Source organism: Faecalibacterium sp. An121, assembly GCF_002160915.1.
GTDB lineage: Bacteria > Bacillota > Clostridia > Oscillospirales > Ruminococcaceae > Faecalibacterium > Faecalibacterium avium.
Window position 1 is genome coordinate 104,512 of the sequence record NZ_NFLM01000001.1, and the last position, 24,945, is coordinate 129,456.

General features: G+C 64.0%; 23 protein-coding genes. 15 read left to right on the plus strand and 8 right to left on the minus strand.

Translation table 11 applies throughout. From position 1 onward, the window contains the following. The first annotated feature begins 32 nt into the window (after positions 1-32). Both B5E66_RS00445 and B5E66_RS00450 read left to right on the plus strand, forming a co-directional pair. The gene (locus B5E66_RS00445) at positions 33-920 is read left to right on the plus strand and encodes an aldose 1-epimerase family protein (RefSeq protein ID WP_087228017.1); all 888 of its coding nucleotides are present in this window, start codon (positions 33-35) and stop codon (positions 918-920) included. Next, entirely contained in the window at positions 884-2,023 is a 1,140-nt protein-coding gene (locus B5E66_RS00450) for a DUF3810 domain-containing protein (protein ID WP_158098291.1), read from the plus strand. Before B5E66_RS00445 ends, B5E66_RS00450 begins: the two co-directional genes overlap by 37 nt. 67 nt (positions 2,024-2,090) lie before the next feature. On the opposite strand, the gene proS is transcribed toward B5E66_RS00450, so the two are convergent. Together proS and acpP are read right to left on the minus strand one after the other, a co-directional pair. Then, positions 2,091-3,530: a proline--tRNA ligase gene (gene proS, locus B5E66_RS00455; protein WP_087228019.1), complete on the minus strand. Its 1,440-nt coding sequence runs from the start codon at positions 3,528-3,530 to the stop codon at positions 2,091-2,093. Between the two features lie 93 nt (positions 3,531-3,623). Next, on the minus strand, positions 3,624-3,863 hold the full coding sequence (acpP, locus tag B5E66_RS00460) for an acyl carrier protein (protein ID WP_087228020.1): 240 nt from the start codon (positions 3,861-3,863) through the stop codon (positions 3,624-3,626). A 183-nt stretch (positions 3,864-4,046) separates the two neighbouring features. Between acpP and dapF the strand changes: the two genes are divergently transcribed. The 4 genes from dapF to B5E66_RS00480 all read left to right on the plus strand — a co-directional run bounded on the left by dapF (position 4,047) and on the right by B5E66_RS00480 (position 7,444). Beyond that, a complete protein-coding gene (dapF, locus tag B5E66_RS00465) occupies positions 4,047-4,913 on the plus strand; it encodes a diaminopimelate epimerase (protein WP_087228021.1) in 867 nt (288 codons plus the stop codon). A gap of 52 nt (positions 4,914-4,965) precedes the next feature. Continuing rightward, a complete protein-coding gene (locus tag B5E66_RS00470) occupies positions 4,966-6,159 on the plus strand; it encodes an LL-diaminopimelate aminotransferase (RefSeq protein ID WP_087228022.1) in 1,194 nt (397 codons plus the stop codon). 259 nt (positions 6,160-6,418) lie between these two features. Further along, positions 6,419-6,883, plus strand: a complete 465-nt coding sequence (locus B5E66_RS00475) for a YhcH/YjgK/YiaL family protein (protein ID WP_087228023.1) — start codon at positions 6,419-6,421, stop codon at positions 6,881-6,883. Between the two features lie 39 nt (positions 6,884-6,922). Beyond that, positions 6,923-7,444, plus strand: a complete 522-nt coding sequence (locus B5E66_RS00480; RefSeq protein ID WP_087228024.1) for a GNAT family N-acetyltransferase — start codon at positions 6,923-6,925, stop codon at positions 7,442-7,444. 138 nt (positions 7,445-7,582) lie between these two features. Here the strand turns inward: B5E66_RS00480 and B5E66_RS00485 are convergent, their stop codons facing one another. The 4 genes from B5E66_RS00485 to B5E66_RS00500 all read right to left on the minus strand — a co-directional run bounded on the left by B5E66_RS00485 (position 7,583) and on the right by B5E66_RS00500 (position 13,598). Further along, positions 7,583-8,515 (minus strand): SPFH domain-containing protein, encoded by a 933-nt coding sequence (locus tag B5E66_RS00485; RefSeq protein WP_087228025.1) that lies wholly within the window; start codon positions 8,513-8,515, stop codon positions 7,583-7,585. A gap of 25 nt (positions 8,516-8,540) precedes the next feature. Continuing rightward, complete coding sequence (locus B5E66_RS00490) at positions 8,541-8,990, minus strand: NfeD family protein (RefSeq protein WP_087228026.1); 450 nt, start codon at positions 8,988-8,990, stop codon at positions 8,541-8,543. Positions 8,991-9,238: 248 nt separating this feature from the next. Then, a complete protein-coding gene (locus tag B5E66_RS00495; protein WP_087228027.1) occupies positions 9,239-11,095 on the minus strand; it encodes a glycoside hydrolase family 13 protein in 1,857 nt (618 codons plus the stop codon). 106 nt (positions 11,096-11,201) lie between these two features. After that, the gene (locus B5E66_RS00500; RefSeq protein WP_087228028.1) at positions 11,202-13,598 is read right to left on the minus strand and encodes a glycogen/starch/alpha-glucan phosphorylase; all 2,397 of its coding nucleotides are present in this window, start codon (positions 13,596-13,598) and stop codon (positions 11,202-11,204) included. Positions 13,599-14,093: 495 nt separating this feature from the next. On the opposite strand from B5E66_RS00500, the gene B5E66_RS00505 reads away from it, so the two are divergent. The 9 genes from B5E66_RS00505 (at position 14,094) to mgsA (ending at position 23,158) form a co-directional block, all read left to right on the plus strand. After that, positions 14,094-14,495, plus strand: coding sequence for a cell division protein ZapA (locus B5E66_RS00505; RefSeq protein WP_087228029.1), 402 nt, complete (start codon positions 14,094-14,096; stop codon positions 14,493-14,495). 27 nt (positions 14,496-14,522) lie between these two features. Further along, positions 14,523-16,598, plus strand: coding sequence for a U32 family peptidase (locus tag B5E66_RS00510; RefSeq protein ID WP_087228030.1), 2,076 nt, complete (start codon positions 14,523-14,525; stop codon positions 16,596-16,598). 80 nt (positions 16,599-16,678) lie between these two features. Further along, positions 16,679-17,125, plus strand: coding sequence for a dUTP diphosphatase (gene dut, locus B5E66_RS00515; protein WP_087228031.1), 447 nt, complete (start codon positions 16,679-16,681; stop codon positions 17,123-17,125). A 12-nt stretch (positions 17,126-17,137) separates the two neighbouring features. Next, positions 17,138-17,695, plus strand: coding sequence for a Maf family protein (locus B5E66_RS00520; RefSeq protein ID WP_087228032.1), 558 nt, complete (start codon positions 17,138-17,140; stop codon positions 17,693-17,695). Between the two features lie 249 nt (positions 17,696-17,944). Beyond that, positions 17,945-18,967 (plus strand): rod shape-determining protein, encoded by a 1,023-nt coding sequence (gene mreB, locus B5E66_RS00525; RefSeq protein ID WP_087228033.1) that lies wholly within the window; start codon positions 17,945-17,947, stop codon positions 18,965-18,967. A gap of 97 nt (positions 18,968-19,064) precedes the next feature. Continuing rightward, positions 19,065-19,895, plus strand: coding sequence for a rod shape-determining protein MreC (gene mreC / locus B5E66_RS00530; protein ID WP_242955883.1), 831 nt, complete (start codon positions 19,065-19,067; stop codon positions 19,893-19,895). 19 nt (positions 19,896-19,914) lie between these two features. Further along, entirely contained in the window at positions 19,915-20,448 is a 534-nt protein-coding gene (gene mreD, locus B5E66_RS00535; protein WP_087228034.1) for a rod shape-determining protein MreD, read from the plus strand. A 27-nt stretch (positions 20,449-20,475) separates the two neighbouring features. Then, positions 20,476-22,545, plus strand: a complete 2,070-nt coding sequence (locus tag B5E66_RS00540; RefSeq protein WP_087228035.1) for a peptidoglycan D,D-transpeptidase FtsI family protein — start codon at positions 20,476-20,478, stop codon at positions 22,543-22,545. Positions 22,546-22,750: 205 nt separating this feature from the next. Beyond that, positions 22,751-23,158, plus strand: a complete 408-nt coding sequence (gene mgsA / locus B5E66_RS00545; RefSeq protein WP_087228036.1) for a methylglyoxal synthase — start codon at positions 22,751-22,753, stop codon at positions 23,156-23,158. Between the two features lie 133 nt (positions 23,159-23,291). Here the strand turns inward: mgsA and mnmA are convergent, their stop codons facing one another. Both mnmA and rnhA read right to left on the minus strand, forming a co-directional pair. Continuing rightward, complete coding sequence (gene mnmA, locus B5E66_RS00550) at positions 23,292-24,359, minus strand: tRNA 2-thiouridine(34) synthase MnmA (protein ID WP_087228037.1); 1,068 nt, start codon at positions 24,357-24,359, stop codon at positions 23,292-23,294. Between the two features lie 2 nt (positions 24,360-24,361). Beyond that, on the minus strand, positions 24,362-24,823 hold the full coding sequence (gene rnhA, locus B5E66_RS00555; protein WP_087228038.1) for a ribonuclease HI: 462 nt from the start codon (positions 24,821-24,823) through the stop codon (positions 24,362-24,364). Positions 24,824-24,945: the final 122 nt, after the last annotated feature.

The window sequence follows — 24,945 nt, forward strand, 5'->3', positions numbered from 1 at the left end:
ATCTCGACCTGACTTCATAAGGAGGTATATCCATGCAGGCAACCATTCGCAACGACTTTCTTACCTTGACCGTGGATACCCATGGGGCGGAGGCGGTCAGCGTCCAAAACGCCCAGGGCCAGGAGATGCTTTGGCAGGGGGATAAATCGGTGTGGGGCCGCCATGCCCCCATCCTGTTCCCCTGGACCGGCAAGCTGGCCGGGGGCATCCTGACCCACGCAGGCAAGAGCTATAAGGGCGGCCAGCACGGCTTTGCCCGGGATCTGGAGCACACGCTGCTGTCCGACGGACCCGACGCCATCCGTCTGGAGCTGCGCTCGGACGAGCAGACCAAAACCAATCGCTTCCCCTATGACTTTGTGCTGGAGAGCACCTTCCGGCTGGACGGCAAGACGGTCTGCCACACCCTGACCGTCACCTGCCCCGAGACGGCGGCCGAACCCTTGCCCTTTGGTATCGGGTATCATCCGGCTTTTGCGGTGCCTTTTGACAGCCAGCACACCACCACCGACTACGAGTTCCGGTTCGACCGGCCCGAGAGCCCGGTGATCCTGGATGCCCGGCCCAACGGGCTTTTGTCGGGGCGGTGCTACTACCAGTGGAAGAACGCACAGTCCATCCAGCTCACCGACGAGCTGTTTGCCAACGACAGTTTCTGCATGGCGGGGCTGCGCAGCGAAACGCTGGGCATCTATGAGAAGGACACCGGCCGCAGTGTCACCTGCCGGATCGCCGGCTTCCCCTATACCCTGATCTGGAGCGCCAAGACCGACAAGGTGCGCTTTGTGTGCATCGAGCCCTGGCACAGCCTGCCCGCCGCCGAGGCGGACGGCCCCTCCTGGTCCAAGCGGGCGGCGGCCGCCATCCTGGAGCCGGGCCAGCAGTGGCAGACCACCCTGTTCACCACCTTCGACCGGTGAGGGCACTGGGCTGCTGGGCACTGGCCCATCGCGGGGCTCTGGCGGCTCTGGCCGGCGCCCTGGGGGCTGTGGGCCTGTTCTTGGTATTCCGCTCGGACCGCGCCGCCATGGACTGGTGGGTGGCGCGGGTATCCATGCCGGTCAAGCGGTTTTTGGGCGCCGTGTGCGATCCGCTGCCCTTCAGCGTCTGCGAGGCGGGGGCCACGATGCTGATCCTGGCGGCCTTCCTGCTGCTGGCCCGGGCCCTGTGGCAGACGGCCCACGGCAGCCCCGGGGCCTTAGGGACCTGGACGCTGCACCTGGCAGTGGTGGTGCTGTGGGGCTATGCGGCGGTGTGCGGGCTGTGGGGCACCCAATATTATGCGGCTTCCTTTGCCCAGCAGGCGGGGATGGCCGCCAGCCCGGTCACGGCCGCCCAGCTGGAGGCGGTCACCCGGTACTTTGGACAGCAGGTGGCGGCCTGCGCCGGCACGGTCCCCCGGGATGGGGAGGGCCGGTTTGCGGTGGCCCGCAGCGCCATCCTGGAGGACACGGAGGGCCTCTACGACGGCTTGACCGGGGACTGGCCCTTTCTGAAGGGGCCGGCCCGGAGGCCCAAGCCCGCCTTCTATTCCCGGCTGATGAGCGCCTGGGGCTTCACCGGGTATCTGTGCCCCCTTACAGGGGAGAGCACCCTCAACGTGGACTGCCCGGCGGTGTTCCTGCCGGTGACGGTGGCCCATGAATTTGCCCATCAGCGCGGGGTAGCCGCCGAGCAGGAGGCAAACTTTGTGGGGATCCTGGCATCCATCACCAGCGGCAAGCCCGCCTATATTTATTCGGGGTGGCTGTATGGCTACCTGCATCTGTCCAACGCCCTTTACCGCGCCGACCCCCAGGCCGCAGCGGCCCTGTCGGCCCGGCTGCCTGCGGGGGCTGCGGCCGACTTTGCAGACAACAACGCCTACTGGGCCGGCTGGGAGGGCCCGGTGCGCACCGTCGGGGAGTCGGTGTACGACAGCTTCCTGCGCAGCTATGGCCAGGATCTGGGGATGCAGAGCTACGGCGCCTGTGTGGACCTGCTGGTGGAACACTTCCTGCCCCTGTGCGGCCCGACCGAATAAAACGACCCCCGCTGTTCCTTTCGGAAACAGCGGGGGTTGTTTTTATCTTACAAAGAGAGCAGGGGCCTTAGTACGCTACGCCCCAATAGACCATCGCCTTGGCGGGTTTGCCGCAGCAGGGGCATACGTCGCTCAGATGCTCCTGGACAAAGGGCATACAGCGGCTGGACAGTCCGGCTTCCTCTTTCATCTTCAGCTCGCAGGCCAGGTCGCCGCACCACATGGTCTTGATGTAGCCGGTGTTTGCGGCGGCCAGCTCCTTCACCTGGTCCATGGTGGTGGCGGCCCAGGTGCGCTTTTCGCGGTTTTCCAGGGCGCGCTGGTACAGATCGTGGGTCAGCTGCTCCAGCAGGGCGGGGATGGCGGTCTCCAGCTCATCCAGGCTGACAAAGATCTTTTCCCGGGTATCCCGGCGCACCAGGACGCACTGGTTCTTCTCCAGGTCCTTGGGGCCCAGCTCCAGACGCAGGGGCACGCCCTTCATCTCCCACTGGCTGAACTTCCAGCCGGGGGCGTTGTCGCTGTCGTCCAGCTTCACCCGGGCGTAGCGGGCGATGCCGGCGGCCACTTCGGCAGCCTTTTCGGCCACGCCGGGCTTGTGGGGAGCGATGGGCACCACGACCACCTGCCAGGGTGCAATGGCGGGGGGCAGGATCAAGCCGTCGTCATCCCCGTGGGTCATGATGATGGCGCCCACCAGACGGGTGGAAACGCCCCAGCTGGTCTGGTAGGGATGGTGCAGCTGGTTGTCCCGGCCGGTGAAGGTAACGTCGTAGGCCCGGCTGAACTTGTCGCCAAAGTAGTGGCTGGTGCCGCTCTGCAGGGCCTTGCCGTCCTTCATCATGGCCTCGATGGTGTAGGTGGCCTCCGCCCCGGCAAACTTCTCCTTGTCCGTCTTGCGGCCCTTCACCACGGGGATGGCCAGGTCGTCCTCGCAGAAGCTGGCGTAGCAGTTCAGCTGGGCCATGGTCTCTGCTTCGGCCTCGGCGGCGGTCTCATGGATGGTGTGGCCTTCCTGCCACCAGAATTCCCGGCTGCGCAGGAAGGGGCGGGTGGTCTTTTCCCACCGGATGACGCTGCACCACTGGTTGTACTTCATGGGCAGCTCCCGGTAGCTGTGCAGCACGCGGGACCAGTGGTCGCAGAACATGGTCTCACTGGTGGGGCGCACGGCCATCCGCTCTTCCAGCTCCTCGCTGCCGCCCATGGTCACCCAGGCCGCCTCGGGGGCAAAGCCCTCCACCAGCTCCCCTTCCTTTTTCAGCAGGCTCTCGGGGATCAGCACCGGCATGGCCACGTTCTCGTGGCCGCTGGCCTTGAAGCGGGCGTCCAGATTCTTCTGGATGTTTTCCCAGATGGCCTGGCCGTAGGGCCGCAGGATGATGAAGCCCTTCATGCTGGAATATTCCACCAGCTCCGCCTTCAGGCAGATGTCGGTGTACCACTGCGCAAAGTTCTCTTCCTGACTGGTGATGGCCTGAACCAGTTTTTTCGTCTCTTTTGCCATTGTTATCCTCCTCATGGCCGTGCGCCAAACGCTCTGCGTTCCGCACGAGCCGTCAGTAAAGGCCCCGCCGGGGCGGCTGGGGCCGTCAGAGCATCAGTTGTCCAGATGGCTGTCCACAAAGCGCACCACGTCGCCCACGGTGTGCAGGGACTCGATGGCGTCATCGGGCACCTCGATGCCGAATTCGTCCTCCAGGGTCATCACCATGTCCACGATGTCCAGGCTGTCTGCGTCAAAATCGTTCAGCAGGTCGCTGTCCATGGTGATGGTCTGGGGCTCGACGCCCAGCTGCTCGGCCAGAAAGCCGCGGATCTTCTCAAATGTACTGTCCATACTCTTGGTTACTCTCCTTTGGTTTTTGAAATCGGGCGGCCCGGGACCGTCCTTTTACGAAATGCCTTATTAAGATATATCGTAAGCCATGGCCGTTGTCAAGCCCTGATTTGCGAAAAGCGGTTGCCAGAACGGCCTTTGCCCATTATAATAAGAGGCAGGACACCGAAAGGGGATGAGGCCATGAGACTGAGTTTCACCAAAATGCAGGGCTGCGCCAACGATTATATCTACCTGGACTGCCGCACCGGGGGCCCCCCGGCGGACATTGCGTCGCTGGCCCGGCAGCTGTCGGCCCGGCATGTTTCGGTAGGTGCGGACGGCGTGATCTGCATCTGCGCCCCACAGACCCCCGGCGCTGCGGCCACCATGCGCATTTACAATGCCGACGGCAGCGAGGGGATGATGTGCGGCAACGGCATCCGCTGCGTGGCCCAGTGGCTGCGCACCCACGATCCCGACCTGGCCGGGGCGGATACCCTGCTCATTGACACCCGCAGCGGGCCCAAGACCCTGCGCTGGCAGGGACAGGGGAACGATGCCCGGGAGGGGCTGTGGCAGGTGGAGATGGGCCGGTACAGCCTGCTGGCCGACAGCCTGCCCGCTGTGAACATGGGGCCCGGCCCGCTGGTGGACTGTACGCTTCATGCCGCGGGGCGCGACTGGCGCGTCACCTGTGTCAGCGTGGGCAACCCCCACTGTGTGGTGGTGGTGCCCGACGTGGACAGCCTGGACCTTGCGGCCATCGGCCCCGCCTTTGAGAAGCATCCCAATTTCCCCCGGCAGGTCAACACCGAGTTTATCCAGCCCCTTGGACCGGACCGGCTCAAGATGCGGGTATGGGAACGGGGCAGCGGAGAGACCTGGGCCTGCGGCACCGGCGCCTGCGCCAGTGTGGCGGCCGCCACCCAGCTGGGCTTGTGCGATCCCGGGCAGGATATCCGGGTGCAGCTGCGGGGCGGCGTGCTGACCATCCGGGTGCTGCCCGGCCAGGACCTGCGGATGACGGGCCCCGCCTTCACCGTGTGTGAGGGAGAGGCTTTGCTATGAACGCGTCCGATCCATCGTTGAACCACCAAATGGCAGAAAGGACCCTTTGACTATGAAGATGAACCATCATTACAGCGAACTGAAGGAAAGCTATCTCTTTGTGGAGATCAACCGCCGGGTGACCGAGTACCAGAAGGCCCATCCCGGCTGCGACATCATCCGCATGGGCATCGGGGACGTCACCCGTCCCCTGGCCAAAAGCGTAGTGGAGGCCATGACCGCCGCCGTCCAGGAGATGGGCACCACCGAAGGCTTCCACGGCTACGGCCCCGAGCAGGGCTACGATTTCCTGCGCCAGGCCATCCAGAGCTATTATGCGGGCCGGGGCGTCCAGCTGGAGGCCAGCGAGATCTTTGTCAGCGACGGCGCCAAGAGTGACCTGGCCAACATCCTGGGCCTGTTCGATGCGGACAACACCGTCCTGGTGCCCGACCCCGTCTACCCCACCTATGTGGATGACAACATCACCGACGGCCGCAAGGTGATCTATGCCCCCACCAGCCGGGAGAATGACTTCCTGGCCATGCCCGATCCCGCGGTGCACGCCGATATCATCTACATTTGCAGCCCCAACAATCCCACCGGCGCCGCCTACGATCGCGCCCAGCTCAAGCAGTGGGTGGACTATGCCCTGGCCAACGACGCCGTCATCCTCTACGACGCAGCCTATGAGTGCTTTGTCTCGGAGGAGGGCCTGGCCCGCAGCATCTTTGAAGTGGAGGGGGCGCGCCGGTGCGCCATCGAGATCTGCTCCTTCTCCAAGATCGCGGGCTTCACCGGCACCCGCTGCGGCTACACCGTGGTGCCCCACCAGCTGCAGCGGGAAGGGCTGGAGCTGAACAAGCTCTGGCTCCGCCGCCAGACCACCAAGTTCAACGGGGTGCCCTACATCGTGCAGCGGGGCGCAGCCGCTATCTTTACCCCCGAGGGAATGGCCGAGATCCAGGCAAACCTCGACTATTACCGCCGGAACGCCAAAGTGCTGGCCCAGGCGCTGGACCAGGCCGGCATCTGGTACTGCGGCGGCCACAACAGCCCCTATATCTGGATGCGCTGCCCCGGCGGGATGGACAGCTGGACCTTCTTTGGCTGGCTGCTGGAGAAGGCCAATGTGGTGGGCACCCCCGGCGTGGGCTTTGGCCCCTGCGGGGAAGGCTATTTCCGCCTGACCGCCTTTGGCGACGCCGAAAAGACCAAAGAAGCCGCCCGCCGCATCCAGGAGGCCGTGCGCTCTCTGGAGGGCTAAGGCGCAAGAGTTGCAGCGCTCATGCGCCTTGCATCTGGCGTTTTTTGGCGAATATCGCAGCATGTTTGACTTCTCAGATACACCCTGACGGACGGGGATTCGTCCTTGCAAAACAGGGCGAAATATGCTATACTGCACACAGGCTTCCGCCTGACCGGACGTACAAAACAGTCCGCCGCTCCCGCAGAGAAAGGAGCGTGCGGCTGTGGTTTTGGACGCCCCCACAACAGGCGGGCAGGCCCTTTTGGAGAATGACTCTATGATATTTGATACACTGAACAACCTCCCCAACTATCTGGGGCTGGCCCCCGGTCTGGATGCCGTCATCGAGTATATCATGGCCCGTGACATCGGCACCCTGCCCGATGGCCGCACCCCTGTGCCCGGCTCGGACGCCTGGGCAGAAGTGACCGCCCTGACTCCCCAGCCGGGGGAAAAGCTGAGCTTTTCCTGCCGGGAGGGGCATCTGGCCCTGGTCACCGATCTGACGGGCAGCGAGATGTTCGAAGTCTCCCTGGGGGACTTCGCCCTCCAAAAGCCCGCCGCAGGGGCGGCGCCCGCCCAGGGCAGCGCTCCCACCAGTGCCGCAGGGATGCTCAGCGAGGGACGGTTTGCCCTGTTTCTGGCAGGGGAGCCCTATAAGACCGGCATCAAGGCCCAGGGCTGCGGCAAAGTGCGGCAGGCGGTGTTCCTGATCCCGGTGGAGCAGCCCGCCCGGGACTGACCCCGTCCTGTACACAACGCTCATGAGGAGGGGATTTGCATGAGGATCGAGACGCTTGAGACACCCCGGCTGCTGCTGCGCGGCTTCCAGCCTGAGGATGCGGATTTTGCCATTGGTATGTGGAATGACGCCGAGATCGGGCGCTGGCTGTCGGACCCGCGGCTGGAGGATATCCCGGACCAGGCGGCCTACCGCAAGGACATCGAAAACCTGGGGGAGGCCATGGACTGCTGCCACATGGTGGCGGTGGACAAAGCCGATGGGCAGCGGATCGGCACCTGCAGCTTTGTGCCGGAGAACAACGGCCGCAGCTACGATATCGCCTATGCGGTCCATCCCAGCCAGCAGTGCAGGGGATACGGCACCGAGATGGTGCAGGCCCTGATCGACTATGCCCGGGCCCGGGGGGTGGGTGCGGTGACCATCCGCATCGCCCAGGAAAACGCCGCGTCCAACGCCCTGGCCCGCAAGGTGGGCGCACAGGTCATCGCCTCGGGCTCTTACACCAAGGGCGGCACCAATGAGGTCATCCCGGACTTCCTCTATGAGCTCAAGCTGTGAGCTCCGGCCCATCTGTTTCCGATCGCCTTTTGGCTCCCGCGCCTGTTTTGGCAGGCTGCGGGGGCCTTTTATTTTGGGCGGCACAACAGAGAACCCCCTGCGCCCGTTAAGGCACAGGGGGTTCTTTCGATCAGCGTGTCACTGCTGGGGTGCATCGGCGTCGGCGCCGGCAGGGTCGGTCAGCAGTTCTTTGATGGCGGGCACTACGGCCCCCAGATTCTGCAGCTCGGAGGGGATGATGATCTTGGTGGCTTTGCCATTGGCTACCTTGGCCAGGGCTTCCAGGCTGCGCAGGGCGATCACCTTGTCGGCCGGGGCGGCCTCGTTCAGCAGGCGGATGGCGTCGGCGTTGGCCTTCTGCACCGCCAGGATGGCCTGTGCTTCGCCCTCGGCCTCCAGGATGCGCTGCTGCTTGATGGCGTCGGCCCGCAGGATGGCGGCTTCCTTCTCGCCCTCGGCGATGGTGATGGCGGCCTGCTTTTCACCCTCAGCCTTGAAGATGACGGCCCGTTTTTCACGCTCGGCCTTCATCTGCTTTTCCATGGCGTCCCGGATGTCGGCGGGCGGAGTGATGTTCTTGACTTCCACCCGGTTGACCTTGATGCCCCACTTGTCGGTGGCTTCGTCCAGGATGGCGGTGATCTTGGAGTTGATGGTGTCGCGGCTGGAGAGGGTGTGGTCCAGCTCCATCTCACCGATGATGTTGCGCAGGGTGGTGGCGGACAGGCTCTCCAGAGCCGCGATGGGCTGGTTGACGCCGTATGTGTACAGCTTGGCGTCCATCACCTGGAAGAACACCACGGTATCGATCTGGATGGTGACGTTGTCCCGCGTGATGACAGGCTGGGGCGGGAAGTCGCCCACCTGCTCTTTCAGGCTGACCTTCTTGGCTACACGCTCAATGAAGGGGATCTTGACATGGAGGCCGGCCTCCCATGTGTCGGAATAGACGCCCAGCCGCTCGATGACGTACACGGTGGACTGGGGGACGATGACAATGTTGGTCACCACGATGAGGATGACCACAAGGACCAGCGCCAGGATCAGAAAAAACAGAATTGCGCTTTGCATAGCTCATACGCTCCTTTCTTGGCAGTCAGTTGGGCTGGAGAGGCGTTTCGATGGGGGCGGGCTCGACGATCAGGGTGGTGCTGTGGATGGCGGTCACCCGGCACTTGTCGCCGGGCACAAAAGAGGCGCCGGGCACGGCCTGGGCGTTCCAGTCCACGCCGTCCAGACGGACGCGGCCGGGGGTGCCGTCCGAGACCGGGGTCAGGATGGTGGCGGTACGGCCGATGTTCAGATCCCCGTTGGTGGGGGTGGGAGGCCGGCGGAGCCGGGCTGCCAGCGGCCGCAGGGCCAGCAGGCAGAGGATGCTCACCGCCACAAAGATCGCCGACTGGACCTGCATACTGTCGGTAAAAAGACAGCTGATGAGGGCAGCGGCCCCGCCTACCGCGAACCATACCGACACCAGGTTGAAGGTGGTGGCCTCGATGAACACGAGGACGATGGTGGCGATCAGCCACCCAATGGCTTGCAGCATAGGTACTCCTTCCTTATGACGGGCGCGGCAGAAAGGACCGCGCCTTACCTCTACTATATTCATTTCCGGGGGCCAGGTCAAGCTTTTTTGGCTGGAAGGGACACACTGCCCCGGAAGTTTGGCGGAAACCACAAAAAAGCCCGGCACATTTTGGCGTGCCGGGCAAAAATTGCGTGCAATTTTTTGAAAGATGCTGAAAACGGGCGGAAAATCTCTGTCAAAATACAGCGCTTTTCCGGGCCGGAAGGTCAGCGGTAATCGTAGTAGCTGTGGTTGGGATTGTGGCCCACTTCCTCCACCGTGATGGTGAAGCCCATGGGGTTGACCTCGGTGTATTTGCCGCTGGCCAGTTTCTCCACGATCAGGTGGTCGGTGCGGTTGGCGATGATCTCGGCGGTCTCCATGGCGCCCACCCGCTGGTAGTGCAGGATGCCGCCCTCTGCCCGCAGCACCCGCAGCTCTCCCTCCCGGAAAGCCTCGCAGCTCTGGCGCAGCTGGGCCAGCTGGGCGATCACCGGGCGCAGCCGGTCCTCATGGCTGTCCCACAGGTAGTATCCCCGGTTGAAGGGGTCCCGGTAGCCCTGCATCCCGATCTCGTCCCCATAGTACACGCAGGGGACCCCCGGCAGGGTGAAGATGATGGCATAGGCCATTTTGAGCAGGATCAGGCCCTCCTCATAGGCCTCGCCGGTGACGCTGCGTCCGCTCTGCCACTCCCGGCCGCGGTCGCCTGCGGGCTCGTCGGCAATGACGGTCAGGGCCCGCTCGGTGTCGTGGGTGGAGAGGAAATTCAGGGCGGTGTGCAGCGCCGGGGCAGGGTAATGCTCGCAGATGGACAGGATCTGATCGGCGGCGTCGGCGGCATCCCCGCCGCAGACAAAGCCCAGCACCGCGTTTTTGAAGGGGTAGTTCATCACGCTGTCCAGTCCGTTGCCCAGCAGATAGGTGCGGCGGTGTCCATAGCCGAATTTGGTGGTGGCGTCCTCCCACACCTCGCCCAGCAGGAACTTGTCGGGGCTGACCCGTTTGACCGCCGTGCGGATCTGCTGGATGAAGCTGTCAGGCAGTTCGTCGGCCACGTCCAGCCGGAAGCCCGCTGCCCCCCGGCGCAGCCAGGTGTCGATGACGCCGCCTTCTCCGGTGATGAACCGGGCGTAAGAGGGGTCCTCCTCGTTTACTTCGGGCAGGGTCTCGAAGCCCCACCAGCTGCGGTAGCCGCCCTTGTAGTAGGGGGCGAAATCGTACCAGGAGCGGTAGGGGGAATGGGGGTCCCGCCAGGCCCCCTTGCAGCCATAGCGCCCTTCCTTGTTGAAGTAGATGCTGTCCGAGCCGGTGTGGCTGAACACCCCGTCCAGCACGATGCCGATGCCATAGCGGGCAGCGGCCTGGCACAGCTCCTCAAAATCCTGGTTGGAGCCCAGCAGCGGGTCCACGTTGAGATAGTTGGCGGTGTTGTACCGGTGGTTGGAGTGAGCCTCAAAGATGGGGTTGAGGTAGATATAGTTCACCCCGAGGTGATGCAGGTAGGGGAGCTTGGACTGGATGCCCTTGAGGTCGCCGCCAAAGTAATCGTGGTTGAGATGGCCGCCGTCCTCATTGGGCTGCCAGAAAGGCTCCGCGTGCTTGTCAGCCCGGTAGATCCGGTCCGAGAAGGGCATATGCTTGTTCTCCACCCCCTCGCAGAACCGGTCGGGGAAGATCTGGTAGAACACGCTCCCCTTGATGCACGCCGGCGTCTGGAAGCTGGGGTCGTAGACGGTCAGCTGCCAGCGCTCCCCCTCCTGCCAGGACAGCACCCCGCGGCCCATCTTGCCCCGGTAGATCTTGCGGAAGTCGGTGTACAGATCGAAATAATAAAAGTACAGTCCCACGTCAAAGACCTGCACGTCCACCGAAAAGTGGTTGACACCGGGGGTCTGGCCGTCGAAGCGCATCCGGTAGTACACAGGCTGGTCCCTGGGCCCTTCCTTTTGCAGGACCAGGTGGGGGTCCACATAGCCCATCTGCTCGGGGATGCACAGGGCCATATGCACCGTCTGTCCGGCGGGCAGGGCGCCGAAGGGGCGCTTGTAATAGGTGTCACAGCTGTTGAACAGGCAATCCAAGTTCGATCGTTCCTTTCAAAAGAGAAAAGGGGAAGCAGACCCTCTGTGCGCAGGATGCGCGGGACCACTTCCCCCTTAAAAGATACAAAGAGAATTGCAGGGCTGCTTATTTGACGGTGGGTGCGTGCCAGATGTCGCGGGCGTAGTCCAGCACGGCGCGGTCGGCGCTGAAGATGCCGCTGTTGGCGATGTTCTTCAGGCTCATGCGGGCCCAGCCCTCGCGGTCGGCGTACAGACGCTGCAGGTCGGCCTGGGCGCGGCGGTAATCCTTGAAGTCGGCCATGACCATATAGGGATCGCTGGTGAACAGGTTGGAGGTGACCTCGTGGAAGTTCTCGCCGTTCCAGCCGCGCTCCAGGAAGTTCAGCACCTCGTTGGCCACGTCATCCCCGGTGATGAAGGAGCTGGGATGGTAGCCCACCCGCTTGAGGTTCTCCACCTCCTGGGTCAGCATACCGAAGATGATCTCGTTCTCCTTGCCGGCGGCGTTGGCGATCTCCACATTGGCGCCGTCCAGAGTGCCCAGGGTGATGGCGCCGTTGAGCATGAACTTCATGTTGCCGGTGCCCGAAGCCTCGGTGCCGGCCAGGGAGATCTGCTCCGACACCTCGGAGGCGGGCATCAGGTGCTCGCTGAGGGACACGCAGTACTCCTCCAGGTAGACGATGCGCAGCTTCTGGTTGACGGCGGGATCGTTGTTGATCAGGTCGCCCAGCTTGCAGATCATCCGGATCATCTGCTTGGCCATATAGTAGCCGGGGGCAGCCTTGGCGCCGAAGATATAGGTCTTGGGGATGAAGTTGGCGTTGGGGTTGGCCTTCAGGTACAGGTACTGGGCGGCGATGTTCAGGGCGTTCAGATGCTGGCGCTTGTACTCGTGCATCCGCTTGACCTGGCAGTCGAAGATGGAATCGGGGTCGATCAGCTGGCCGGTGGTCTTGGAGATATAGTTGGCAAACTCGGCCTTGTTCTCCAGCTTGATCTTGTTCAGCTCGTTCAGGACGGTCTTGTCGCCGGCGTAGGCGTTCAGCTTGGACAGCTGGGCGGCATCCTGCTTGTAGCCGGTGCCGATGGTCTGATCCAGCAGCTTGCACAGACGGGGGTTGCCGCCCAGCAGCCAGCGGCGGTAGGCGATGCCGTTGGTGACATTCTTGAAGGCGGCGGGCTTATACAGGTAGTAGTCGTGGAAGACGCTCTGCTTGATGATCTCGCTGTGCAGCTTGGACACGCCGTTGATGCTGTTGGCGGTGTAGGCACAGATGTTGGCCATCCGCACCTGGTTGTCGCCGATCAGGGCCATATAGTCGATCTTGCCCTTGTCGCCGGGGAAAGCCTGGTTCAGCTGGATGCGGGCCCGGCGGTCCATCTCGGCCACGATCTGGTAGATGCGGGGCAGGGTCATCTTGAAGATGTCCACGTTCCACTTTTCGAGGGCCTCGGCCATGACGGTGTGGTTGGTGTAGGAGAACACCTTCTGGCAGATCTCGAAGCTCTTGTCCCAGTCAAAGCCGCACTCGTCCAGCAGGATGCGCATCATCTCGGGGATGGCCAGGGTGGGGTGGGTGTCGTTCAGCTGGATGGCCACCATGTCGGGCAGGTTCTCCAGGGTGCCGTAGGTGGACAGGTGGTTCTGGACGATGTCGCCCACCGAAGCGGCGGACAGGAAATACTGCTGGCGCAGCCGCAGGATCTTGCCCTCCACGTGGTTGTCGTTGGGGTACAGCACCTTGGAGATCAGCTCGGCCGAAGCGCTCTTGCTCATGGCGGTGCTGTAATTGCCCAGAGAGAAGCTGGACATATCGAAGTCGGGGGCCTTGGCCTGCCACAGGCGCAGCTTGGCCACGCCGGCTCCGTCGTAGCCCTGGACGTACATATCCGAGGGCACGGCCATGACGCTGTTGTAGTTCAGATGCTGCACATAGTGGAAACCGTGGTCCCAATTCTCGCGGATCTCGCCGTCAAAGCGCACCTCGATGGCCTGCTCGGGGTGGCTCTTGAGCCAGACCTGGCCGCCGGGCAGCCAGTTGTCGGCCCGCTCCTGCTGCCAGCCGTCCACGATCTTCTGCTTGAAGATGCCGTACTCATACAGGATGGAATAGCCGGTGCCGCCGATGCAGGTGGTGGCCATGCCGTCCAGGTAGCAGGCAGCCAGACGGCCCAGGCCGCCGTTGCCCAGACCAGCGTCGGGCTCTTCCTCATAGATGGTGTCCACGTTGATGTCGGCGGCAGCCAGGGCATCCTTGCACACCTGGTCCAGGCCCAGGTTCATCAGGCTGACCTTCAGGCTGCGGCCCATCAGAAACTCCATGCACAGGTAATACACCTGCTTGGAACCGGTGCCGATCACCTTCGACTGGAACTTCTTGTAGTTGTCGCTCATCATCTGGCGGCAGATCAGGGCCAGGGCCCGGTAGATCTGCTGGTTGGACGCCACCGAAAGATCGACGCCGTACTCGCTGGTGAGCTTGTTCTGCAGAAGGGTAGAGAATTCCTTGGTTGTCATACGTTCAATCTCCTGTCCAATATGGGTTGCGCAGCATAGTTTGCAAAATGTGGGGCGGCAGCGCGGGGCATCGGCCCCCGCCGCCGGCTGCTTGCCCGGATAAAAAACGGCGGAAACGTCGCGGTAACTCCTCATACTGTATCCGCGTTCATAACACAACAAAGTTATTATAATCGGTTCCACGCGGGATTGCAAGGAAGTGAGCCCATTTTTTCCGTATCCTCTATATTTTGATGGAAAAGTTTGTGCTGAAAGTGCACTAATTTCAAATTTGCTCTTTCTCTTAAGGCCCGATTATATTATAATAGGGTCAAATGGAACGCCGTCCGCACCGCCGCCCGGCCCCTGTTTTTGGGGGAAACTCGGGGAGAAATGCGGGGGGAAATGTCTGCGCCTGCATCCTGTATGAACAGGAGCAGGGAGTTTGCCCCCTCTGCGCCGCCGTTTTCGGGGGCGGACAGGCGGAAAGACGACAGGAAAGCGAGGCTGGCAGCTATGGTCAACAAAGTGCGGGTCAACATTGCGGGGGCGCAGTACGCCTTCGCCACCACCGATTCAGAAAAATACATCACCTCCCTGGCCGACAAGCTGGACCGGGACATCGGCAAGCTGATGGAGGCAAACCCCAGCCTGCCGGTGACCAAGGCTGCGGTGTTCTGCGCCATGGACTACCTGGACGAATACCAGAAGAGCACCGGCAGCGCCGAAAATATGCGCAGCCAGATCCAGGATTACATCGCGGACGCAGCCCGGGCCCGCACGGCAGAGGACAAGCTGCGGGCCGAGAACGAGGCCCTGCGCCGGGAAGCCGCCGCCCTGCGGGAACAGCTGGACAAGCTGCGCCGCCACAAGGAAAAGGAAGAGAAGGAGAAAGAGCAGGAGCAGGCCGAAGGCTGACAGGCTCCTGCGGTTGGAAGGAGAGCTATGGCACAGATCGAGATCCTTGCCCCGGTGGGCAGCGAAGAAATGCTCCGTGCGGCTGTATACAGCGGCGCGGACGCGGTGTATTTGGGGTTCGCGGGGTTCAATGCCCGCAGCGGCGCCGGCAATTTTGACGCCGCCAGCCTGTGTGAGGCGGTGCGCTTCTGCCATGGGCGGGGGGTGAGGGTCCATGTGGCCATGAACACCACCGTGTATGCCGGCGAGCTGGAGGCTTTGGCCGGCGCGGTGCGGGCCGTGGCGGCCAGCGGCGCGGATGCGGTGATCTGCCAGGACCTGGCGGTGGCCCGTCTGTGCAGGGAGATCGCGCCTCAGCTGCCCCGGCACGCTTCCACCCAGATGAGCGTCCATACCCTGGAAGGGGCGCTGGAGATGGCCCGGCTGGGTTTTACCCGCGTCATCCTGGCCCGGGAACTGAGCCTGGAGGAGATCCGGCAGATCACGGCCCACTGCGGCATCGAGACCGAGTGCTTTGTCCATGGGGCCCTGTGCATGAGCATGAGCGGCCAATGCTATATGTCCGCTTTCCTGGGCGGGCGCAGCGGCAACCGCGGCTCCTGTGCGGGGCCCTGCCGGCTGCCCTTTGACGCCAGTCCCCTGCCCGAAGGCCGGCCCGGCACCGCCTGCCACCTGTCCCTCAAGGACAACTCGGTGATCGACCGGCTGGACCAGCTGCAGGCGGCGGGGGTGGCGTCGGCCAAGATCGAGGGCCGGCTGCGCACCCCCGAATATGTGGCGGCGGCGGTCAACGCCTGCCTGGCCGGGCGGGAGGGCCGGGCCTATGACCGGGCCCTGCTGCAGGACGTGTTCAGCCGGTCGGGGTTCACCTCGGGGTATCTGGACGGAAAAATCGACGGCACCATGTTCGGGACCCGCAGCGAGGCGGACGCCCGGCAGACCCGCCGCGCCCTGCCTGCCCTGCGGGAACTGTACCGGAGGGAGCGGTCCCGTGTACCGGTGGACTTCAGGCTGGAAGTGGAGGCCGGGGGTGAAAAGCTCACGGCCGCCGACCGGGAGGGCAACCGCGCCATCGTCTACGGGGATACCCAGCCCCAGCCCGCCCGTACCGACCCCGCCGAGGGTCTGCGCCGCAGCCTGGCCAAGACCGGCGGCACGCCCTTTGCGGCCGGGTCCATCGAGATCCGGATGGAGGATGGCCCCTGGTACCTGCCGGGCAGCGCCGTCAATGAGCTGCGCCGCGAGGCCCTGGATGCCCTGCTGGAAAAGCGGTCGGCGGTGCGGCCCTGGCCGGTGCAGCCGGTCCAGATGCCGGCCCTGGTCCGGCGCAGCGCCCCGGCCCGGCCTCAGCTGTGGGCCCGGTTTGAGGAATGGGCCCAGGTGCCCCCCGAAGCGCTGGCCCAGGACGGACCCGTCCGGCTCATCCTGCCCATCGCCCAGGCGGACCAGGTGCCCGGGGAGTGGCGGTCCAGGACCATCCTGGAGCTGCCCCGGGCCATGTTCGGCGCCCTGGAACAGGATACCCTGCGCCGGGTGCAGCAGGCGGCAGGGCAGGGCTTTGCGGGGTTTGAGGCCAACAACATCGCCCACCTGGGCATCTGCCGGGGACTGCCGCTCACCGGAGGGATCGGCCTCAACCTGACCAACCCTCTGGCGGCCCAGGCTTATGCCGATTTGGGGCTGGAGGCCATGCTGGTGCTGCCCGAAGTCAGGGACAGCGAGATCGCCTGCATCGCCCCCCTTCGGCAGGGCGTGCCGGTGCCCACCGGGGCCCTGATCTATGGCCATATGCCCCTGATGCTCACCCGGGCCTGCCCCTTGCAGAACGTCCGGGACTGCGCCCACTGCGACAGGCAGGGGGTGCTCACCGACCGCAAGGCCAGGAAATTCCCGGTGCGGTGCACAGGCGGGGTGCGCACCATCTATAATCCCGTGCCCCTCTATATGGCGGACAAGACCGGGGCCCTGGCGGTGGACTACGGGGTGGCTTACTTCACCCTGGAAAGCCGGGAAGAGGCCGTCCGGGTGCTGGCCCGGGTCGTCCGGGGAGAGCCCTTTGACGGGGAGTTCACCAGAGGGCTGTATTATAAAGGTACGGCGTGAGCCGTCCCGGGTCCGCGGCGCACCTGCCGGCGGCCCTTTTGAATAAGATGAAAGAGACAAGAGAAAAGGATTGTACTGATATGCAGCAGATCACGGTAAAATATAAGGTACTGGACCCGCGGGCCCATGTGCCGGCCTACGCCACCGAGGGTGCGGCAGCCGCCGACCTGTGCGCGGTGCTGGACGCGCCCCTCACTCTGGCCCCCATGCAGCGGGCGCTGGTGCCCACCGGCCTTGCCATCGAACTGCCGGGGCCCGGGACGGTGGCCCTGGTCTATGCCCGCAGCGGCCTATCCATCAAGCATGGGCTGTGCATGGCCAACGGGGTCGGGGTGATCGACAGCGACTACCGGGGGGAACTGCGTGTGCCCATGATCAATCTGGGGACCGAAAGCTACACCATCCAGCCGGGAGAGCGGGTGGCGCAGCTGTGCATCGCCCCGGTGTACACGGCGGCCTTTGTGCCCGCCCAGACCCTGGGGGATACCGCCCGGGGCCAGGGCGGCTTTGGCTCGACCGGTAAGTGAGGAGGCTGCGCTGTGAAACTGATCTTGGCTTCCGGCAGCCCCCGCCGCAGGGAACTGCTCGGACTGTATACTGCGGAATTTGAAGTCTGTCCCAGCGCGTTTGACGAGCGGGCGGTGCACGCCGACAACCCGGCGGCCCTGGCAGGAGCCCTGGCCCGGGGCAAGTGCCTGGCGGTGGCCGCCCAGCATCCCGGGCGCCTGGTGCTGGGCAGCGATACGGTGGTGGAGCTGGAAGGCCGGGTATTCGGCAAGCCGGCCGACGCCGCCGACGCGGCCCGGATGCTGCGGGCTTTGTCCGGGCGCACCCATCTGGTGCACACCGGGGTGTGGGTGTCGGACGGCGAGCGGGACGAAGGCTTTGTGGACAGCTGCAAGGTGACCTTTTTCCCCATCCCGGAGGAGGAGATCCAGCGCAGCATCGCCAGCGGCGAACCCTTCGACAAGGCGGGAGCCTATGGCATCCAGGGCAGCGCCGCCCTCTGGCTGGACCGGCTGGAAGGGGATTATTACACCATCATGGGGCTGCCGGTCAGCCGCACCGTGCGGCTGCTGCACCGGTTTGGAGACTAAAAGGGGCGCCCCAAAGATGAAAAAAGGGGGAAAAATTGCCAAAGGACTTGTGAAAACGGGGCTTTGTGACTATAATAATGAAAGGACTGGCTGTGCCCGGCACACGGGTGGCCGTCTGCAAGATGCATTTTCTGCCCGGGCTGGCCGGTGGGGCCGGGCCGGGTACCGAGATAGGGGGCAGGATCGCGGGTCCGCCCTGTATGCGCGTGGCTGATTGGAGTTTAGGAGTTTAAAGGAGCTGGCTTAGCTATGAATTTTCTGTCGAAGGACATCGGGATCGACCTGGGCACCGCCAACACCCTGGTCTACATGAAGGGCAAGGGCATCATCATGCGGGAACCGTCGGTGGTGGCGGTGGACACCCGCAACGACGAAGTGCGCTGTGTGGGCGCCGAGGCCAAGGCGGTCATCGGCCGCACCCCCGGCAGCATCGTGGCGGTGCGCCCTCTGAAGGATGGCGTGATCGCTGATTTTGATATCACCGCCAATATGCTGGAGAATTTCCTCAAGAAGGCCTGCGGCAACAGCCTGTTTGCCCGGCCCCGGGTGGTCATCTGCATCCCCTCGGGCGTCACCGAAGTGGAGCGCCGCGCCGTCCGTGAGGCTACCCTCAAGGCGGGGGCACGCCAGGTGTCGGTGATCGAGGAGCCCATGGCCGCCGCCATCGGCGCAGGTCTGCCCATCAGCGAGCCCACCGGCAGCATGATCGTGGACATCGGCGGCGGCACCGCTGAGATCGCGGTCATTTCCCTGGGCGGCATCGTGGCATCCCGCAGCGTGCGGATGGCCGGCGATATGTTCGACCAGGCCATCATCGCGTTCATCAAGCGCAAATACAACCTGCTGATCGGTGAGCGCACCGCCGAGCAGATCAAGATCGATATCGGCTCCGCCTACAAGCTGGAGGAGGAGCTGACCATGGAGATCAAGGGCCGCAACCTGGTGGACGGCCTGCCCAAGAATGTGGTGGTCCACTCGGAGGACGTCCGCGAGGCGCTGCTGGAGTGCCTGGTCAAGATCACCGACGCCATCAAGGAGACGCTGGAGCGCACGCCCCCGGAACTGAGCGCCGACATCATCGACCGGGGCATCACCCTGACCGGCGGCGGCGCTTTGCTGCGCGGCCTGGATAAACTGATCCAGAGCGAGACCGGCATCGACGTCCATGTGGCGGAGAATCCCCTGGACTGCGTGGCCACCGGCGCCGGCGCCGTGCTGGACCATGTGGATGTGCTGCACGACGTGCTGGACACCGACGGGGACCATATGTGACGGACCCGGCCCGCAGCCGGCGTGGCCGTAAGAAGCGAACAAGCGCGGATGGCACCGGCTGTCCGCGTTTTTTCGACCCGATGGGGGGCTTGACGCAGTGAAGGACTTTTTCGACACCTGGAAATTCAGGATCTTGATCGCGGTGGCGGTGTTTCTGGCGGGGCTGATGCTGTATGCAGCGGCCAATGGCCGCCTGACTGCCGCCCCTCAGGAACTGCTGAGCGTGGCGGTGGCGCCGTTCCAAAAGGTGGCCGCCGTGATCAGCGGGGGAGTGGCCTCGGTATGGGACAAGTATACCAGCATCGACGAGACGATGGCGGAAAACGAGGCCCTGCGGGAGGAGAATGCGCAGCTGCGCAGGCAGCTGGCAGACTACGACCAGCTGAAAGCCGAGAACGAAGCCTATAAGAATCTGGCCGGCATCCAGGAGGATAACCCGGAGATGAGCTTTGTGTCGGCCTTTGTGATCGGGCGGGACGCCCTGGATGCCTTCGGCGGCTTTACCCTGGACAAGGGCACAGTCAACGGGGTGGAGCGGGGCGATACCGTCATCGACGACCAGGGCCGGCTGCTGGGCACCGTCATCGAGGCGGACCTGACCAGCTGCCGTGTGCTGACCATCCTGCACCCCAGCTTCAACGCGGCCGGGGTGGTATCCCGCACGCGGGACAACGGCATCCTGACCGGGGACGCCGCCTACGCGGCCGAAGGGCAGTGCGTCTTTACCGACCTGTCCCGGGAGTCGATGGCGTCGGTGGGGGATGAGGTGATCACCACCGGTCTGGGAGGCGTCTACCCGCCGGATATCCTGGTGGGGCGGATCGTCAGCATCGAGCCGGAGGCCAGCGGCACTTCGGTGGTGGCGGTGATCCAGCCGGACGCCGACGTACTGGGGGCCAAACAGGCCTTCATCATCACCGACTACTGAGCAAGGAAGGGCGGGGCTTATGGAATCACGGCGCAAACGCAGGCGTTCCCAGCTGTACAAGTGGGGGCTGTACGTCCTTTTGCTGCTGGGATGCACGGTGCTGCAGACCGTCCCGGGGTTTCTTCTGCTGGGGCAGGCCAAGCCTGTGCTGCTGCTCCCCCTGGCGCTGGCGGTGGCCGTCTGCGAGGATGAGTTTTCGGGGGCGCTGTTCGGGGCGGTGTGCGGCCTGATGTGGGACTACACCGCCGGCCGGACGGTGGGGCTGCTGGCCCTCACCCTGATGGGGCTCAGCTTCGCGGTATCGGTGGCCAGCCAGCTGTATCTCAAACTGAACACCCTCAACTTTGCGCTGGTCAGCGCGGGGGCGGTGTGGCTGGTGGTGTCGGGGGACTTTTTGTTCTATTACGCCATGCCCGGTTACAGCAATATGCTGGGCCGCTATCTGGGCTATGTGCCCCTCACGGTGGTGATGAGCGGGCTGCTGGCGGCGCCCCTCTACCGCGCCGCCGTCTGGATCAGCGAGACGTTCAAAATCGACAACGGTGTGATCTGATACACCCGGAAGGAGGGGCACGCGCCTATGGATGAGCACAAGACAGTGGTGCGCCGCCTGGCCATGCTGATCGCCGCTGCAGTGGCTGTACTGGCACTGTATACCCTGCGGCTGATCTTTCTGCAGCTGGTGCATGGGGAGGAGTTCGCCGCCCAGGCCACCAGCACCACCGAATACCGCTTCAACGTCACGGCGGCCCGGGGGGACATCGTAGACAGCGCCGGCCGCCGCATTGCCACCAGCACCACCAGCTACAATGTGGTGCTCAGCCGGCTGCTGATCGGGGACAACGACCTCAACGAGACCATCCGCAGCGCGGTGGAGATCCTGCAGGCCAACGGCGAAAGCTGGAACGACGGGCTGCTGATCGGCCAGGCGGACGGGGCGGGGCACTATGCCTTCACCGATGACCCCGCCAGCGAGAGCCAGCAGGAGGATGTGGCCAGCCTCAAGGAGGCCCTGGGCCTCCAGCAGTATGCCACCGCCGACGATGTGATGGACCGCCTGATCCAGCGGTACGAGCTGGAAGGATATGACCCCGCCTGGCAGCGGGTTCTGGGGGGCATCCGCTACCAGATGGAGCAGGAAGCCTTTTCCAATGTGAACAACTTCACCCTGGCGGAGAACGTCTCGGACAAGACGGTGGCCACCGTGATGGAGCACAGCCTGACGCTGCCCGGGGTGGAGATCGCAGAGACCAGTGTGCGCAGCTACACCGACGGCACCATCCTGCCCCATGTGCTGGGCCGGGTGGGCAAGATCACCGCCGAGATGTGGCGCGTTACCGACGAAAACGGCCAGGTGACCTACCCGCTGCGGGAAAAGGGCTACGCGATGAACGACGTCATCGGCATCTCGGGGCTGGAGTCCGCCTATGAGGACCAGCTGCGGGGTCAGGACGGCGTGGAGACCATCACCCGGGACAGCGACGGGGTGATCATCGACACCAGCATCACCACCGAGCCCCAGCCGGGCAAAACGGTGATGCTGACGGTGAACAGCGAGTTCCAGAAGGCTGTGGACGAAGCCCTGGCCCGCAACATCCAGCAGATCGCCGCCACCTACAACACCGATGCCAGCGCCGGCGCGGCGGTGGTCATCGACGTCAAGGACGGCAGCATCCTGGCCTGCTCCAACTATCCCACCTACGACCAAAATCTTTACAGCACCCAGTACAGTGCGTACAGCGCCGACCCCGGCCTGCCCCTGTACAACCGCGCCCTGCAGGGCCTGTACACTCCCGGCTCCACCTACAAGCCGTCGGTGGCCATCGCGGCCCTCCTCAGCGGGGTGATCGACCGCAACAGCACCGTCTACTGCAACGGCGTCTACAACTATTTCAGCGATTACCACCCCCGCTGCACCCGCCACGGACACAGCGGCGACATCGACGTGGTCACCGCCATCAAGTGGAGCTGCAACATCTTCTTCTACGACGTGGGCCGCCGCACCACCAGCGAGATCTACGACCAGTATGCCTACCAGCTGGGCCTGGGCACCCCCACCGGGGTGGAAGTGAGCGAGTCCACCGGCCGCCTGACCACCCGGGAGGACTCCAACTACACCGCCTCGCTGGAGATCCAGGCCGCTATCGGCCAGGGCAATACGGTGGTGTCCCCGGTGCAGCTGGCCACCTATGCCGCCACCATCGCCAACAAGGGCGTGCGCTACCGCACCCACTTTGTCAAGGCCCTGGTGGACACCAACACCGGTGAGGTGCTGGAGGAGACCGCCCCCGAAGTGATGGACGTCATCGAGGATCAGGTGGGCGCCTTTGACATCGTGGAGGAGGGGATGGTGGGGGCGGCCCAGACCGTCAGCGGCCTGGCCAACTACCCCTATACCATCGCCTGCAAGACCGGTACCCCCCAGCGCAGCGAATACACCATGGTGGGCAACCGGCGGCAGTATTACACCAACTCCACCATCATCGCCTATGGCCCGGTGGAGGACCCCCAGATCGCTGTGGGCATCGTCATTGAATATGGCGGCGGCGGTGCCCGTGCCGGCGAGCTGGTGGCGGATATCTTCAACGCCTATTTCTTCGAGCGCTCCAACAGCATGATCCCCGTACAGGAGGGCGAGCTGCTGGAGTGAGCCGGCCTCCCCAAACAGGCCCGGCGCCCCGCAAAAGCGGGCCAGTTCTTTGCATCTGTATGGAAAAAAGATGCGGATTCTAAAAATATTGAAACTAATGTATAAAAACGGTTGCTATTCTGAGAAAATTGTGGTAATATCATAATTGAATAGTAGCACTGTTTATTTGGATTGAATCGGGTTTAGACAAAGGAGATGGATACGGATGACGATTGCGCTGATCGCACATGACTCCAAAAAGGAATTGATGGTGCAGTTTTGTACGGCGTACTGCCGTATCCTCAGCCAAAACCAGCTGGTCGCCACAGGCACCACCGGCAAGCTGATCGCTGAGGCCACCGGCCTCCAGGTCAAACGGTTCTTGTCGGGCAAGCAGGGAGGAGACCAGCAGATCGCCGCCCGCATCGCCTGCAATGAGATCGACCTGCTCATCTTCTTCCGCGACCCGATCAATGCCAAACCCAGTGAGCCCAACGAGATGACCCTGCTGCGGCTGTGTGATGTACATAACATCCCCATGGCCACCAATATCGCCACCGCCGAAGTGCTGATCCACGGCCTGGAGCGGGGCGATCTGGACTGGCGCAGCATCGTCAATCCGCCTCAGGCGTAACGGCTGCCCCTGATCGTACTGCAAAAGCCCCGCTGTGCCCCGGTATGTCCGGCGTGCAGCGGGCTTTTTCGCGTCCGGACGCAAAAAAGCTCCCGGCTAAGGCTTCCGGGAGCTTTGGCTGTGCAGGCAGAAGTCAGCGTGCGGACGTGATGAAGCCGCTGCCGGCCACCGCGTCGTTCCGGTAGAAGGCCGCAGTCTGGCCGGGGGCGGGGGCGCGTACCGGCTGCTCAAAGACCAGGGTGTCCACACCGTCAAAGGCGGCGCTTTGAGCTTGGGCGGCGCTGCGCACCTTGACCTTGTATGTCCCGGCGGGCAGGGGCTGGCCGTCCGGGGTGACGATGCCGTCTACCGTCACGGTGGTGAAAAATTCCTCCCCGGCCCGGGCCAGACGGATATCGCCGTTGGGGCAGATCTCGCGGATGAACACCGGCTCGCCCAAGGCAATGCCCAGGCCCTTGCGCTGGCCCACCGTGTAGTGCAGCACCCCTTTGTGGGGGCCAAGGTCCTCTCCGTCGGGGGAGATGAACCGTCCGGCCTTGCCCTCCATGCCGCGGTCCCGGATGAAGGCGGCATAGTCCCCGCCGGGAATGAAGCAGATCTCCATGCTGTCGGGGGCGTCGGCGCAGTCCAGGCCGAAGTCCCGGGCCATCTGGCGCACGTCGTCCTTTTCAAATTCGCCCAGGGGCAGCACCAGACGGCTGAGGACCTCCTGGTCCAGCCGGCTGAGCATATAGGTCTGGTCCCGGGCAGCGCTTTGGGGCAGGTGGATGCGGCTCACCCCGTCGGCGTCCACCTCCACCCGGGCATAGTGGCCGGTGGCGATGTACTGGATGCCCAGCCGGTCGGCCGCCGCCAGCAGTGCGGTGAACTTGACGGCGGGGTTGCACCGCACACAGGGATTGGGGGTGCGGCCGGCGCAGTAGTCGGCGCAGAAGGGAGCCACCACTTCCTGCTCAAACAGAGCCTGGGCGTCCAGCACGATGCATTCGATGCCCAGCTGCTGGGCGGCCTGCCGGGCGGCCTGAACCGCTCCGTCGTGGGCGTCCGAGAAACGGATCACTGCGCCGGTCACCGCAAAGCCCTGCTGCTGCAGGATGCGCACCGCCACGCTGGAGTCCACCCCTCCGCTCATCCCCACCAGGACCTTGTCCTGCTCCTCATAGGTGTCAAACCCGCTGCCGGGCAAAATGGTATCGTTCATGTTCAGCTCTGCCTCCCGCCATGTGCTTTGCTCTGCGCCACGGCCAGACGGTCGCAGCGCTCGTTCTCCGGGTGGCCCGCGTGGCCCTTGACCCAGACGTAGGTGATGGTGTGTTTTTCGGCCAGTTCCAGCGCCCTGGCCCACAGATCGGGGTTCTGGGCAGGGGATTTGTCCGCCTTTTTCCAGCCCCGGGCCCGCCAGGACCTGGCCCAGCCTTTTTCCAGCCCGTTGATGACATACTGGCTGTCGCTGCAAAACCGGATCTCGCAGGGTTCCTTCAGCAGGCCCACCGCCTCGATGAAGGCGGTCAGCTCCATCCGGTTGTTGGTGGTGGAGCTGTCGCCGCCGCTCAGCTCCTTCTCATAGACTTTATCGCCGCTGCGGTACCGCAGCAGCGCCCCCCAGCCCCCCGGGCCGGGGTTGCCGCTGCAGGCGCCGTCGGTGTAGATCTCGACTTTTTTCATATCGCTCTCCTTGCAGGGTTCAGGGGCACGCAGCGCCCGCTGTCCCTCTTATATTAGAGGCAGGCAGGGGGCGCTGTCAAGGGCAAAACGTATATTTTCCCGCCGCCCTGCCCAAGCTCGAA

Excerpts from the sequence above, each read along its gene's own strand:
- B5E66_RS00445 (WP_087228017.1), top strand. The coding sequence starts at position 33 with ATGCAGGCAACCATTCGCAACGACTTTCTTACCTTGACCGTGGATACC.
- proS (WP_087228019.1), bottom strand. The coding sequence starts at position 3,530 with ATGGCAAAAGAGACGAAAAAACTGGTTCAGGCCATCACCAGTCAGGAA.
- acpP (WP_087228020.1), bottom strand. The coding sequence starts at position 3,863 with ATGGACAGTACATTTGAGAAGATCCGCGGCTTTCTGGCCGAGCAGCTG.
- dapF (WP_087228021.1), top strand. The coding sequence starts at position 4,047 with ATGAGACTGAGTTTCACCAAAATGCAGGGCTGCGCCAACGATTATATC.
- B5E66_RS00470 (WP_087228022.1), top strand. The coding sequence starts at position 4,966 with ATGAAGATGAACCATCATTACAGCGAACTGAAGGAAAGCTATCTCTTT.
- B5E66_RS00475 (WP_087228023.1), top strand. The coding sequence starts at position 6,419 with ATGATATTTGATACACTGAACAACCTCCCCAACTATCTGGGGCTGGCC.
- B5E66_RS00480 (WP_087228024.1), top strand. The coding sequence starts at position 6,923 with ATGAGGATCGAGACGCTTGAGACACCCCGGCTGCTGCTGCGCGGCTTC.
- B5E66_RS00485 (WP_087228025.1), bottom strand. The coding sequence starts at position 8,515 with ATGCAAAGCGCAATTCTGTTTTTTCTGATCCTGGCGCTGGTCCTTGTG.
- B5E66_RS00490 (WP_087228026.1), bottom strand. The coding sequence starts at position 8,990 with ATGCTGCAAGCCATTGGGTGGCTGATCGCCACCATCGTCCTCGTGTTC.
- B5E66_RS00500 (WP_087228028.1), bottom strand. The coding sequence starts at position 13,598 with ATGACAACCAAGGAATTCTCTACCCTTCTGCAGAACAAGCTCACCAGC.
- B5E66_RS00505 (WP_087228029.1), top strand. The coding sequence starts at position 14,094 with ATGGTCAACAAAGTGCGGGTCAACATTGCGGGGGCGCAGTACGCCTTC.
- B5E66_RS00510 (WP_087228030.1), top strand. The coding sequence starts at position 14,523 with ATGGCACAGATCGAGATCCTTGCCCCGGTGGGCAGCGAAGAAATGCTC.
- dut (WP_087228031.1), top strand. The coding sequence starts at position 16,679 with ATGCAGCAGATCACGGTAAAATATAAGGTACTGGACCCGCGGGCCCAT.
- mreB (WP_087228033.1), top strand. The coding sequence starts at position 17,945 with ATGAATTTTCTGTCGAAGGACATCGGGATCGACCTGGGCACCGCCAAC.
- mreD (WP_087228034.1), top strand. The coding sequence starts at position 19,915 with ATGGAATCACGGCGCAAACGCAGGCGTTCCCAGCTGTACAAGTGGGGG.
- B5E66_RS00540 (WP_087228035.1), top strand. The coding sequence starts at position 20,476 with ATGGATGAGCACAAGACAGTGGTGCGCCGCCTGGCCATGCTGATCGCC.
- mgsA (WP_087228036.1), top strand. The coding sequence starts at position 22,751 with ATGACGATTGCGCTGATCGCACATGACTCCAAAAAGGAATTGATGGTG.
- mnmA (WP_087228037.1), bottom strand. The coding sequence starts at position 24,359 with ATGAACGATACCATTTTGCCCGGCAGCGGGTTTGACACCTATGAGGAG.
- rnhA (WP_087228038.1), bottom strand. The coding sequence starts at position 24,823 with ATGAAAAAAGTCGAGATCTACACCGACGGCGCCTGCAGCGGCAACCCC.